This is a genomic window from Homoserinimonas sp. A520, from assembly GCF_054489245.1.
This window is the reverse complement of the sequence record NZ_JBTMWX010000001.1, coordinates 864,082-877,321: the sequence shown is the minus strand read 5'-3', so window position 1 is coordinate 877,321 and position 13,240 is coordinate 864,082. Positions and strand designations below refer to the sequence as shown.

At 63.6% G+C, this 13,240-nt stretch carries 11 protein-coding genes and 2 tRNA genes; 3 read left to right on the top strand and 10 right to left on the bottom strand.

Annotation, left to right across the window (positions count from 1 at the left end; all coding sequences use genetic code 11):
- Together ACX3PH_RS04510 and ACX3PH_RS04505 are read right to left on the bottom strand one after the other, a co-directional pair.
- A partial coding sequence (locus ACX3PH_RS04510; protein WP_459089794.1) for a helix-turn-helix domain-containing protein occupies positions 1-515 on the bottom strand: 515 nt, incomplete at its 3' end.
- 647 nt (positions 516-1,162) lie between these two features.
- A complete protein-coding gene (locus tag ACX3PH_RS04505) occupies positions 1,163-2,626 on the bottom strand; it encodes a hypothetical protein (protein ID WP_459089792.1) in 1,464 nt (487 codons plus the stop codon).
- A 96-nt stretch (positions 2,627-2,722) separates the two neighbouring features.
- Between ACX3PH_RS04505 and ACX3PH_RS04500 the strand changes: the two genes are divergently transcribed.
- Together ACX3PH_RS04500 and ACX3PH_RS04495 are read left to right on the top strand one after the other, a co-directional pair.
- Positions 2,723-3,091, top strand: coding sequence for a hypothetical protein (locus tag ACX3PH_RS04500; protein ID WP_459089790.1), 369 nt, complete (start codon positions 2,723-2,725; stop codon positions 3,089-3,091).
- 46 nt (positions 3,092-3,137) lie between these two features.
- Complete coding sequence (locus ACX3PH_RS04495; RefSeq protein ID WP_459089788.1) at positions 3,138-4,142, top strand: tyrosine-type recombinase/integrase; 1,005 nt, start codon at positions 3,138-3,140, stop codon at positions 4,140-4,142.
- On the opposite strand, the gene ACX3PH_RS04490 is transcribed toward ACX3PH_RS04495, so the two are convergent.
- The 8 genes from ACX3PH_RS04490 to ACX3PH_RS04455 form a co-directional block, all read right to left on the bottom strand.
- Positions 4,140-4,213: transfer RNA gene (locus ACX3PH_RS04490), tRNA-Met, on the bottom strand. The two genes, ACX3PH_RS04495 and ACX3PH_RS04490, sit on opposite strands and share 3 nt — an antisense overlap.
- Positions 4,214-4,242: 29 nt before the next feature.
- Positions 4,243-4,314: transfer RNA gene (locus ACX3PH_RS04485), tRNA-Thr, on the bottom strand.
- 172 nt (positions 4,315-4,486) lie between these two features.
- Positions 4,487-5,275, bottom strand: coding sequence for a gamma-glutamyl-gamma-aminobutyrate hydrolase family protein (locus ACX3PH_RS04480; protein ID WP_459089786.1), 789 nt, complete (start codon positions 5,273-5,275; stop codon positions 4,487-4,489).
- Positions 5,276-5,308: 33 nt separating this feature from the next.
- Positions 5,309-6,547 carry an RNA polymerase sigma factor gene (locus tag ACX3PH_RS04475; RefSeq protein ID WP_459089784.1) on the bottom strand — a complete coding sequence of 413 codons (1,239 nt, stop codon included), beginning with the start codon at positions 6,545-6,547 and terminating at the stop codon, positions 5,309-5,311.
- An 11-nt stretch (positions 6,548-6,558) separates the two neighbouring features.
- On the bottom strand, positions 6,559-6,993 hold the full coding sequence (locus tag ACX3PH_RS04470; RefSeq protein ID WP_459089782.1) for a YciI family protein: 435 nt from the start codon (positions 6,991-6,993) through the stop codon (positions 6,559-6,561).
- 325 nt (positions 6,994-7,318) lie between these two features.
- Entirely contained in the window at positions 7,319-8,203 is an 885-nt protein-coding gene (locus ACX3PH_RS04465; RefSeq protein WP_459089779.1) for a sugar ABC transporter permease, read from the bottom strand.
- The gene (locus ACX3PH_RS04460) at positions 8,203-9,804 is read right to left on the bottom strand and encodes an ABC transporter permease subunit (protein WP_459089777.1); all 1,602 of its coding nucleotides are present in this window, start codon (positions 9,802-9,804) and stop codon (positions 8,203-8,205) included. Before ACX3PH_RS04460 ends, ACX3PH_RS04465 begins: the two co-directional genes overlap by 1 nt.
- Positions 9,805-9,929: 125 nt before the next feature.
- Positions 9,930-11,144, bottom strand: coding sequence for a sugar ABC transporter substrate-binding protein (locus ACX3PH_RS04455; protein ID WP_459089775.1), 1,215 nt, complete (start codon positions 11,142-11,144; stop codon positions 9,930-9,932).
- Between the two features lie 242 nt (positions 11,145-11,386).
- Here ACX3PH_RS04455 and ACX3PH_RS04450 point away from each other — a divergent pair, with 242 nt between their 5' ends.
- On the top strand, positions 11,387-13,126 hold the full coding sequence (locus ACX3PH_RS04450) for a glycoside hydrolase family 13 protein (RefSeq protein ID WP_459089773.1): 1,740 nt from the start codon (positions 11,387-11,389) through the stop codon (positions 13,124-13,126).
- The last annotated feature ends 114 nt before the right edge of the window (positions 13,127-13,240 follow it).

The following is a 13,240-nucleotide window of genomic DNA, read 5'->3' as shown; positions in this document are numbered from 1 at the left end:
TGGTCATCGAGTAGTTGGAAGACGACGACGGTGGTTCCGTCCGCCAGGTCATGCTCGAATGAGTCGATCTGCCAGCAATCATCGGTGGCCGGGAACACGAACCGACGCAACGATGACCGTGGCCGCTTCCGGGGTGCCGGGACGACGAGGCCCTCGCGAACTAAGACCCGGTGAATGGTGCGAGCTGCTGGCGGCTGCAACCCATCAAGCAACAGCCGGTAACGGATCGAGATCGCCCCAAAGTCCCACCCTTCCTCTTCCAAGGACGCCCTGGCAGCCACCACCGCCGCGACCATTTCTGCCGGTGTCGCGGTCGGTGAGCCTGTCGGGCGACGTGACCGCGGGGCTAACCCATCGATTCCCTCTAGCTCGAAACGGCGCCGGTACTTGTAATAGGTTTGCCTGCTGATCTCTAAATCCCGGCACACTTGTCTGACATTCGGGACCAGCCCGGCCGCATCCATGGCGAAGATCGCCGCCAGTTTCGTTTCCATCGGGACCACTTTCTGCACCATCAGCAAATGCTTGCCGATCGCACCATCAGTGTCAGCGATGTCCTGTCACGAACCTGTCAGCGATGTCCCGTCACTTCACACAGGTCGTGAGTGCATCACGTCGCACGAAGCAGCGCATTGGATGGTCGTTCACTGGCCTGACTCGCACGGTGCAGCGGCGACTGCGCCTCGAGTGGTTTCTATCCCAAGAGTCTCAGTCGAAAGCTGGATCGGCTGACTGTCCACCGACTCCCCTGGCTGGTGTTGCGGAGGGGCGCGCGCTGCGTTTGCGCCTCGAGTTGGCTCCATGCTCGGCAGCGGTCCCGTGAGAAGGGGGTGATGACAATGGCAAAACCAGATTGTGCAATCTGCACCATGATGGGGCTTCGTGCGTGCGACAACTGCGGCAACCCAACCCCGCCGAATGGTGCGCGAGACACGTTCGGTCGTGAGCTATGCGCTTACTGCGACTGAGTGATCGCGGATACCGACTGCAAGGGTGGGAGGTCACACGGACGCCGCGCGGGGTGCCCCGTAGGGGCGACGCGCGGTGCCGTGCGGCCTCTTGCCCTTCTCCGTGAACCGCTAGCGGGTCACGCGGGATGCAACCACCTTCCGGGGGCAACCGCAGCGCGAAGCGCGAAGGGCGGCAGTAAACGTTAGAGGTTTCATGCGTTCTCCTCTAGCCACTCCATCGCTTCGGTTGTGGTGACCTGTCCGGTTCGAGTTCGGAGCCACTCTCGACATGCTGCTGCGCGCTGCGATGGTGATTCGATTGCCTGAGTCAAGAGATAAAGAGCGGCAGAGTCAATGGCAAGACCTGGCTGTGATCGAAGTACCGCCAGGTCATCTTCTCTATACACGTCGCCTCTCGTCATAGGGTCCCTGTGAGGCAGCCGGTTCACAATGATCCAGATACCCGGCGCCGCCTGAGGGCGTTCCTCGAGCACATATTTCGTTACGTAGCCGGCTACTGTCGCGATCTTTGAACCTGGGGCACCCTTGGCGACACCCGTTGCATCCGCCAATACTAGCCACTCGGGTGCATCGGGGTCACGCACCCTGAAGTCCTCTCGGCGCTCACGCTCTGGCCATGACTCGTCCATATCTTCGACGTCGAAACCTAATTGAACAAGTGCTTCAAACGCCGCATTCTGTAAGGGCTCATCCTTCGAAGTCAACAAAGATTTTGGCCCGGCTGTTGCACGTGCTGTCGCTTCGTCCAGCTTTCGTTGCGTCTCAGCCCTGGCGACTTGGTATTCCAGTTCAAGCTTTGCAAACTGGTCATCAAGACTGTTTAGTTCCAGTCGTGCCGCAACCTCTTCCCTCGTGTCCCACTGGTTGGCGGACTGCCATGTGTTGATGGTCGGAAAGATCCTCCTGTCCTTCAGGTGCCACTCAGTCATGGCAACCTCAAACCACGATGATAGAGACGGGGTATCAGCTGGAAGTAGCCACACTGACCCACCCCCTTGCCTTTCATAGCTTGCCCCGACGATGATCCCTGACGGTCCGAGAAGAAATGGCCTCAGTTTGATAATTGCGGGCTCTAAGCTGCCGGAGGTTTTCTCGATCCCAAACTGAAACTTGCGCGCTTCGACAGCAGGCAAGAGATGGAATTTTACTAGGTCTTGAATCGGCTCCGAAAGGTCGCCAACTCGCAACATTCTGTGCCCTGGGATGTCGGAGCTGAACTTGATGGCACGGGCCACAACCGCGTCGTTGCTTTCGTCAATATTGAACTCGAAATACGAGCGTCCTCGTGATGACGATCTATTCGAAAAAATGCGAAAAATGTACAGGTGATCTGGAACCCGCGTCCAGCTCGCTGGGACCAGTGCCCCCCAATCGGTCGTCCTAATGGAAGCGTGAGCCTCATTAGTCACGATTACGTCCCACTCGCCTAGGTCCACCTCTCCGAGACTACGGACGCGACGAAAAGTGGCTGCCTTTTCCTTTACCCAATCGAACGTCGACATATCGTCATCGGATTGCACCCACAAAAGTATGCGTGGCCGCTCCCGTTCGTTGATTGCACCCGTCGATTGATAATCATTCACAAACCAAATCTTGCCATGATTGCGAAGCCACCTGTCTCTGCTTGATCTTGTGTAGAAGATTTCGGGAGCCATTAGAGATGGACCTTGACGGCCGTTGGCCGTAGTCTGGTAGTCCGAGATTGCAGAACTACCGGACGGGGACCAGTGGCAGACTTCAGGGCAGATCGGATGCCCTCACCGGAAGGTGAAGGCCGCGCAAAGAGCGCGCTCGAGATTGCGTGGGACTCGTACCATTCCGCGAACAAGTCCGTAAACAAGCCACTGCTTGCAGCGTTCCCTGGCCTTAAGACGCTCATGCGCGGGTACGTCAACTCGACTATGTTCGACCTCTTCGGCTTCTGGGTGCTCTGGCGGCTGGTCGGCGGCTTTGAGGGAATGCAGCAGAACCTTGGCATGAGCAGATCGAGCGTCTACCGGCGCATCTCTCAGTTCCGCGCTGCCTTCGGGGAGCACCCGGACGTGTATGAGTTCCCGGGCCTAGAGGTAGACGTCGAAGCCTTCGTGAAGGGCATGGCAGAGCGCCAGAAGAAGAGCTAGTCCCAGAATGTTGCACTAGCCATATCTAGTGTCGTAGTCTCAGACTATGAGACTTCCCCACAGCGAGCGCACTTCGGTGACGCTTGCCGACTTTTACGACGAGTACCACTCGCTCGTTGAAGAAGGTCTAGTCTCAAACGCTGTCGCCGCGTATAGCCGTGCATGGCGGCTGCGAATCAACCCCACGCTCGGGCACCTCCCTTTGACGGGACTAACTGCACTCGTCATCTCCCGCGCTCGCGCCTCTTGGGATGGAAGCCCTTCAACCAAACAAGACGCCCTCGCGTTGCTGTCTCGCCTTCTTGGGCTTGCTGTGATGGGCGGCCTCCTCGGGTCGAACCCTTGCCGGTCACTGCCCCGATCACGCGGCAAGGCTAACGAAGCCGACCCCGTTAGCCGCGCTCTGAGCGATCTGCAAGTAGCGCGGATGCTGTCGCTCACGGAGTTTCATCCCACCGGTCAATGCGCCCTCGCCGGCCTCGCATTCACCGGGTTGCGCCTCGGGGAACTGGTTGGCCTCCGGTGGGAGGACGTAGACGCGGGACAAGGACTCATCACGGTGCGACGCACGTTCTCACCCAACGGCCAAGGCAAGTTGGAGATTCGAGCCACGAAGAGCGGGCACATTCGCAGCGTACCTATCCTGAACGAACTGATTCCGTGGCTCGAGCAGGCACAACAGTCCGGATTCGCTCACGTCTTCACTGGTGCGCGCGGCGGGCCGTTCGATAGCGGCAACCTCGCTCGAGCCGTGAAGTGGCAAGAGCTGCGCGAACGAATCGCCACTTTTCCCGACGGGCGGGCCTTGCGATTCCACGACCTACGGCACACATTTCTGACTCGGCTTGCACGAGCAGGCAACTCGCCCCAGAACATTCAGCGCGTGGCTGGTCACGCGTCCATTTCGACAACAGAGCTATATACGCGCTCGTCGTCCACCGATGCCGCCCTGGCGGTGCGCGAAAAGATGAACCCCTCGAATCGTGAGGTCACATTCGAAGGGGGTGAAAAAGCGGCAAAACACGGGTTTACCAGCACTTTTAATGTGTAGCTGAGGCGAGATTCGAACTCGCGACCTCACGATTATGAGTCGTGCGCTCTCACCAACTGAGCTACTCAGCCACGATCCACCAGTACAAGACCGGCGATCGAGCCCCCTGTGGGAATCGGACCCACTACCTCTTCCTTACCAAGGAAGTGCTCTACCAATGAGCTAAGGGGGCGAAGCTTCCGCGCGCAGAAGCACCGCCTCGAATCAGGCAACCGGTACAGAATATCATCCGAACGGATGCCCGGATGCCACCACAGACTTATCTCGACGCGGGGCGCGGGACGGAGGTTTCGATACGCTCGCTTCGCGAGCTACTCAACCCACAGAAAGGCTCGCTGCGCGAGCTACTCAACCCACAGAAGGCGCTCGACCCGCGGAACTGCCCGGGCGTCGACGCACTGCGCCGCGAACTCCGACATCAGGGTCACCAGCTGCGCGGCATCCGCGTTCGGGTCCTCCGGGTGCCACTGCACACCCAGCACCCAACCGTCGGCAGCCTCGACCGCTTCGATCGTGCCGTCCGGAGCATCCGCCGACACCAGGAGCCCCTCCCCCACTTCGGCAACCGCCTGGTGATGGCCGGAGCGGATTCCCAGGGTCGGCGAGCCATACAGGTCGCCGACCAGCGTGCCCGGTCTCAGCGAAACGGTGTGCTCGATCATCACGTCGTTGACATCGGAGACGCTGTGGATGGTGTCGTCACCCAGGTGCTGAATGAGCGTGCCGCCGAACGCGACGTTCAGCAGTTGCATGCCGCGGCAGATTCCGAGGAACGGCTTGCCCGCATCGACGGCTGCGTTGATCAGCGCGAGCTCGAACGCATCCGCCCGCGGGTCGACGCCGTAGAGTTTGCCCTCCTGGGGCTCCTGCCCGTAGAACGCCGGGTCGAGGTCCGCGCCGCCCAGCACCAGCACGCCGTCGAACGCGTCGACCAGCTCGGTCGGGTCGTCGGTCGTGCGGCCGGCATCGACGAAGACGACCTCCGCGTCGGTGCCCAGCAGCGCCGCCTCCGCCGTCTCGGCGAGCCGCCGCAACTCCACCCGGAGCCACTCCGGCGACCGATCGGCATCCACCGAATACGACGCGAGGACCCGGGCCCGAGGGGCAGCGGATGCCGACAGCAACTCACTCATATCAGGAGGCTAATGCAGAGCGCGGCCCCACAGCTAACCCGACACCTCGAGGGCCGCAGCCTTCGCGCGGAGCACCGCGCTCTCCCGCTCATTCGCGGTGAGAGCGGCAGCCGTGAGCAGCTCAGAGCGTGCCTCCTCCACCCGCCCCAGCTGGGCCAGCAACTCGCCACGCACACTCGGCAGCAGATGCGAACCGCGCAGGGCGCCCTCCGAATCCAGCCGGTCGACGATGCTCAGGGCACTCGCCGGACCCGTCGCCATCGACACCGCAACCGCCCGGTTGAGTTCCACCACTGGGCTCGGCGCCAAACGGCCGAGCGCCTCGTAGAGCAGCACGATTCGTTGCCAATCAGTCTCATCGACGCTCGGGGCGATTGCGTGGCACTCGGCGATTGCCGCCTGCAAACCATAGGCTGCCCGACCCCTGCCCACGGCATCCGCTGCCCTCAATGCAGCGCGGCCGCGCTCGATCTGGGTGCGGTCCCAGCGCGAGCGGTTCTGGTCGGCCAGCAGGATCGGGGTGCCATCCCTGGCGACCCGCGCTCCGAAGCGTGACGCCTGGAACTCCATCAGCGCGACCAACCCGTGCACCTCAGGCTCTCGCGGCAGCAGCCCGGCGAGCACGCGCCCGAGCCGCAGGGCCTCGTTCGCGAGCTCGGTGCGGATCCAGCGGTCACCGGAGGTCGCGGCGTACCCCTCGGTGAAGATCAGGTAGATGACGCCGAGCACTGCGCCCAGCCGCTCCTTCCACTCCGGCGGATCCGGCGCCTCGAACGGAACCTGCGCCGCCGACAGGGTCTTCTTGGCCCGCACGATCCGCTGCTGTACCGTCGCCACCGGAACCAGCAGCATCCGCCCGATCTCCTCAGCGGTGAGGCCGCCGACCACTCGCAGGGTCAGCGCGACCTGCGACTCCCGCGAGAGCACCGGGTGGCAGGCGGTGAAGACCAGCCGGAGCAGGTCGTCGTCGATCGGCTGCCATTCGTCATCGCGAGCCTCCTCCAGGTCATGTGCGATCGCTCGATACCGCTCGTCGAGCCGCTCCCGACGACGCCAGCCGTCGATCGCCTTGCGCTTGGCGACAGCGGTGAGCCAGGCGCCCGCGTTCTGCGGGACGCCTGACTCTGGCCACTGGGTGAGGGCGTCGACCAGGGCTTCCTGGGCGAGGTCCTCCGCGAGGCCAACGTCGCCGGTCATCTTGGCGAGGGTCGCGATGATGCGCGCGCCCTCGATGCGCCAGACGGCGTCGACCCTGCGACGGATGTCTGTCACGGCTCAGCCGGTCAGTTCGACTGGGCGCGCGCGGCCTGCTCCTCGCGCCAGCCAACTTCCTTTTTGATGTACTCGTTGTCGGCGAAGTCGGCGAAGTCGCTCTCGTCGTTCACTCGGCGCACCTCGAGCTTGCTGCCGGGGCCCAGCGGCGCGCGGCTGGCCCACTCTGCCGCCTCCTCCTTGCTGGAGGCCTCGATGATCCAGAAACCGTTGAACAGCTCGTGGGTCTCCCCATAGGGGCCATCGGTGACGATCGGCTTCTCTGCGGAGAAGTCGACGACGAAGCCTTCCTTGGCGTCGGTGAGTCCCTCACCTCCGAGCATCACGCCCGCCTTCATCAGGGACTCGTTGTACGCGCCCATCGCGTTGATGATCTCCTCGAAGTCCATTTTCTTGGACGCTTCGAGAGCCTCGTCGGTTGAGCGCATGATCAGCATGTACTTCATGGTGTTCTCCCTATCGTTGCGGAGCCGCCGTGTGCGTCCTCCTACTATGACGTCGAACGGGACCCCACGGAATCGACATCCGCCAAAAACTTTCTTCCCAACTTCTCCCGATCCGCTGTCACAAGGCGAAAAGTCACCGAAACCGCGCCCGTTGGGTGACTTTTTGCCTTCTCGCGGAAGTGGAGAGGGGTGCGGGCAAGTCCGGCACAGCCGCAACCACCCCGGGACCTCACGTACCAAAGGCTGAGGGGTTGGATGCTTGGGCTCGGGTGGGCCGGGCTTCTATGGGCGGAGCCCATGCCACTGCCCGCCAATCCGCCCCGAGTTACTTGACGGCCCCGGCCGTCAACCCTCCGACGATGTACTTCTGCAGGAACAGGAACAGCGCCATCACCGGTGCCGCCGCCATGATCGCCCCGGCCGAGAACGCGCTCCAGTCGGCGTAGTTCGGGTTCGACACCAGCTTGTACAGACCGACCGCGAGCGTCTGCTTCTCGGGTTCGATGAGCAGGATGCTCGCCACCACGAACTCGTTGGTGGTGGTGATGAACGACAGCAGGCCGACGACGGCGAGGATGGGCGCGACCAATCGCAGGATGATCGTGAAGAAGATGCGCGCGTGACTGGCCCCGTCGATCTTTGCCGCTTCGTCGATATCGGAGGGCACCGTGTTGAAGAACCCGTACATGAGGTAGGTGTTCACTCCGAGCGCCCCGCCCATGTAGACCATGATCAGCCCGATGTGGGTGTTCAGCCCGATGGCGGGGAACCAGTCGCTGATGGTGCTCATCAGCAGGAAGATGGCGACCACCGCCAACAATTGCGGGAACATCTGGATGAGCACGATGGTCATCAGCCCGAACCGCCGGCCGGTGAAGCGCATCCGCGAGAACGCGTAGGCGGCGAGGGCGCCGAGGAACACGGTAGCGACGGCGGTGATGCTGGCGATCAGGATGGTGTTGCCGAACCAGGCGGCGAACGGCTGGCTGGGGTCGCTCAGCAGTCTGGCGTAAGCATCCAGCCCGATCGCGGAGAACAGCTGGTTCGACCCGGTGAGGGTTCCGCGCGGGTTCAGCGATGCCGAGAGCACGTAGAGCAGGGGGAACACCGAGAAGATGACCATGATGACGCCGACGATGTGCCGCCAGCCGGTGGCGCGGAACCAGCGGCCGAACGAGAACGGGCGCTTGGCGGTCAAAGTTTCGGCCATCAGTTCAGCTCCTCCAGCACCTTGGTCTTGCGGAAACTGACGACAGCGATGGTCGCCACCAGGATGAAGATGATGATGGTGAACGCGCTGGCCAGGCCGTAGTCGCGCGCCTGCCCGGTGAAGGCCACCTTGTAGACCATGGAGATCAGGATGTCTGTGGCGCCGACGTTCACGCTGGCCGCGTGATCGCGGGGCCCGCCGCCGGTCAGCATGTAGATGAGGTTGAAGTTGTTGAAGTTGAACGCGAATGAGGCGATCAGGATGGGGGCCATGGTCACCAGCAGCAGCGGCAGTTTGATGAGGCGGAAGATGGCCCACGGTTTCGCGCCGTCCACGGTGGCGGCCTCGACGATGTCACCCGGGATCGCCTGCAGCGCGCCGGTACAGATCAGGAACATGTAGGGGAACCCGAGCCAGAGGTTCACCATGAGGATGCTGATTTTGGCCAGGAACGGGTCGGTCAGCCACGGGATGGATGCCCCGCCGAGCAGCACCTGGTTGATGAAGCCGAAGCTCTCGCTGAGCATGCCCGCCCACACCAGGGCCGACAGGAATGCCGGGAAAGCGTACGGCAGGATCATGGCGATCCGGTAGAACTTGCGCCCCCTCATCCGCAGGTCGTTGAAGATGATCGCCAGGAACAGGCCGAGCGCGAAGGTGGTCGCCACGGACAGCGCGGCGAACACGATCGTCCAGATGGTCACGTTGATGAGCGGTTCGCGGATGCTCTGCTCACCGAACGCTTTCGCGAAGTTGTCGAAGCCGACATTGATGCGCCAGCCTGGCAGCAGTTCGTCACCGTCGGCTGCGGTGAATGCGCCCGTACCGGTGTCGCTGTAGACAGTGCCGGTGTCGGCATCCGTCATCGTGTCCGCCTGCTCGTCGTAGATCAGGCTGGACGTGTAGACGTAGGCCTTGCTGCCATCCGGAGTGCGCAGTGCACCGTCGTTGGGGTCGTCTGAGAAGGGCACGCGCAACGCGGTGATCTCGCTCTGGCGGGACAGTACCTGCTTGAAGGTGAGGCTCGCGTAGCCGTTGACGGCGACGGCCTTGTCGCCGTCGAGTTCTGCGTCATCGACCCGCTGCAGCGGCTGGTCGGCCGTGCCGACGCTGACGTCGCCGTCCGGGTCGGTGACCAGCAGGCCGAGACCGGTGAGGCCCTCGACGACTGTCACGTCGTAGGCGGGCGAATCCGGCACCCGCTCGAGCGCCGAGCTCATCAGCGCATCGATCGCCTGCGACTTGTCGGAGTTGTGCCCGGTCGAGTAGTTGGTGAAGCCGATGTACGCGGTGTAGCCGACGACGAAGATCTGGAAGATGACCAGGAAGATGATGCCCGGCGTCAGATATTTGGCCGGGAGTGCCCGGCGGGAGAAGTAGATCCAGTTGACGATGAGTGTGACGACGGCGACCATTACGGCCACCAGCCACTCGTCGCTGAGCACCAGCACGAAGAGGGCGTAGACGGCGATCGCGTCGACAATGCCAAGCGCCAGCATCTTGAGCAGCAGCACTTTCACGCCGCCGGATGCCTGCTCGGCGATGCGCGCGGCGCTCCTCGAGCGGGCAGCGCGCTTGGTGACCTGCTTGTCGATCGTCATCTTCGTCTCTCGTCTGGAGCACAGGCCTATGGCCCATGTGGGTTGAGTAGGCCCGCTAGGGCCGTATCGAAACCGGTTTCGATACGCGCTGGCGCGCTACTCAACCCACAGGAGGGTGTGGCCTGTTAGCCGATGGCGCCCTGCACGTCGGTGGCAAGCTTCTGCCACGCGGCGACCGGCTCTTCGCCGTTCAGGATGGCGGCCTCGGTGATTCCCCAGAACTGCCAGACGGCCCCCATGGCGGGAACTGCCGGCATCGGTACGGCTTCAGCACCGACGGCGGCGAAGCCCTCGACGATGGGGTCGGAGGATGCGGCCTCAGCGGATGCTTTCAGCGCCGGCAGGATGTTGCCGGACTCGTAGAGGGCGGTCTGTACGTCCTCGGTGGCGAGGTAATTCACCAGGAAGTCGTTCGCCGCAACCTTGTTCTCGCTCTGCTCGCTGAGGAAGAAGCCCTTCACACCGGCGAACGGCTGGGCAGCCTCCTCGGACGGGGCGGGGATCACGTCGACCTCGAGGTTGATGCCGGCGTCGACGGCAGCGGAGACGTTCCACGGCCCGGTGAGCCAGAATGCCGCCTGGCCCGAGGTGAACTTCTCCTTGGCGATGTCGCCGGTGATCTCAGTGCTGATGGTGCCAGCCTTGCCCTGCTCTGCCAGCCAGGCGGCGAAGGCTTCGCCGCCGGCGTTGCCGAGCTGCAGGTCGGTGGCGTCGTAGCCGCTCTCGTCACTGCCGAAGACGGGTGCACCGAAGGAGGTCTGGAACGGGTACAGGTGGTACGGGTTACCATCCGCACCCTGCTCGACCACGAATTCGCCAGCCGCGATCATGTCCGCGAAGGTGGCCGGAGCATCCGGTGCCAGGTCGGCGTTGCGCAGCAGCGCGAGGTTCTCGACCGCGTACGGCAGCAGGTACTGCTTGCCGTCGTAGGTTGCCGCGTTGTAGGCGACGTCGAGGAAGTCGTCCTTCTTCTCGCTCAGCTCGATCGGTGCGATGACGCCGTTGGTGAAGAGCTCGCCGACCCAGTCGTGGGCGCCCATGGTGATGTCGGGGCCTTCGCCGGTCGGCACCTGCTGGATGAAGTCATCCTTGATCTTGGCGTTGTCCTTGGAGACGAGGTCGACCGTGATGCCGGTCTTGTCCTCGTAGGAGGCCGCGACCTCCTTGAGCGCGTCGACGCGCTCTGCGTCGACCCAGACGGTCAACTTGGTGGTGCCTTCGTCATTGTCAGCCTCGCCTGCGCCGCCGGCACAACCGACCAGGGCGAGTGCTGCGGTGGTGGCGATAGCGCCGGCCATGAGGATGCTGCGGGAGCGGGATCCTGTGGAGTTCACCTTCATCGGTGTCACCTTTCGTGTGCGGACGGCCTCGACGATCACGCTGGCCGCTGTGGCTGTTTGGTTCGCGCGCTGGGAGGACGTTCTCTTGATGGCCCGCAGCAAGATACTGCAAGCGCTTCCATTCATACCGTCTCAGGAGCCGTTTGCCAACTCATTGTTTGCAAACAATCCGTAACGGTTACTGTGAAGCGCCGCTCTGCAACCGCTTACATTCGAGCATCCGGTGGCGTATCGTTGCCCCCATGACACTCCAGAGTGACCAAGACTTCGTCGTGCCCGCGAGCGACACCGCGGCGTTCAGTCCCTCCGAGTTGGGGAGCGAGTGGTGGCGCAGCGCCGTCATCTACCAGATCTATCCGCGATCGTTCGCTGACGCCTCAGGCGATGGAGTCGGTGACCTGCCCGGGATCACCTCCCGGCTGTCCTCCCTCTCCGAACTCGGCGTCGACGCGATCTGGCTGTCGCCGTTCTTCACCTCGCCGCAACGCGACGCCGGTTACGACGTTGCCGACTATTGCGACGTCGACCCCCTGTTCGGCAGCCTTGAGGACTTCGACCGGATGCGCGCGGCAGCACACGCGCTCGGCATCCGGGTCATCGTCGACCTGGTTCCCAACCACTCCTCCGACCAGCACCGCTGGTTCCAGGAGGCGCTGGCTGCCGGCCCGGGCTCAGAGGAGCGGGCACGCTACATGTTCCGTGACGGGCTCGGCGACGGCGGGGACGTGCCGCCGAACAACTGGCAGTCGGTCTTCGGCGGGCCGGCCTGGACGCAGGTGACGGAAGCGGATGGCACGCTCGGCCAGTGGTACCTGCACCTGTTCGACTCCTCCCAGCCTGACTTCGACTGGCAGAACCCGTGGGTGCGCGAACAGTTCGTGGAGATCCTGCGCTTCTGGCTCGATCGAGGAGTCGACGGCTTCCGGGTCGACGTTGCCCACGGCCTGATCAAGGTTGACGGCCTGCCCGACTATTCACCCCCCACCGAAGGCGGGAGCATGGGCGGCGGCTCGGCAACGCTCGAGCCGGGCATCAGCGACGAAGCGAACGACGACCCGCCCTATTGGGCACAGGAGGGCGTGCACGAGATCTACCGCGAATGGCGTGAAGTGCTCGACAGCTACCCGGGTGATCGCATCCTGGCCGCCGAAGCCTGGGTCGACCCGCTGCCGAAGGTCGCCAAATGGGTGCGCCCCGATGAGATGCACCAGGCATTCAACTTCGCCTACCTCGAGACACCGTGGAGTGCGGCTGAGCTGCGCACCGTCATCGATGACTCGCTCAAGGCGTTCAACGATGTCGGCGCACCCAGCACCTGGGTGCTCAGCAACCACGACGTCGTGCGCCACGCCAGCCGGCTCGCCCTGACCGCGGACAACCTGCAGGGTCACGGCATCGGCCCGGACTCCAAGGGCAAGCCCGACGCTGCCGTTGGACTCCGCCGTGCCCGCGCCGCGAGCACGATGATGCTCGCCCTCCCGGGTAGCTCCTACATCTACCAGGGCGAAGAGCTTGGCCTGCCCGAGGCGATCGAGCTTCCGGATGCCTCCCGCCAGGACCCGACCTGGTTCAGGACCAACGGGGAGCGCTATGGGCGTGACGGATGCCGCGTGCCCATCCCCTGGGAGGCGGAGTCGCCCGCGTTCGGCTTCAGCCCGAACGGTGAGAGCTGGCTGCCGCAGCCGGTCGACTGGGCGACCTATGCACGCGATGCCCAAACCGGTGTCGCCGGATCCACTCTCGAGCTGTACCGCCTGGCACTCTCTCTTCGGGCAGAGCACCGGCTGGGCCTCGGAACGCTGGAGTGGCAGGACGGCTACGGCGAAGACGCCATCGCCTACCGCAACGGCGGAGTGCTCGTGATTGCGAACGCCGGAACCACCCCGGTGACTCTGCCGGACGGGCACGACCTGCTGCTCGCATCCGACGCCGCGCCGTCATCGGTGCTCGGCCCGGACGCCACCGTCTGGCTGAAGGCCTAGCGTTCTCGACCGTTAAAGCTGGTCGAGCTCGTCGAGACCGATAACTTCGGCGCGCGCGGGTGGTCCGCTCCCGCGCGGGTCAAACTACGCCAGCGCGTGGAAGGAAGACCAGCG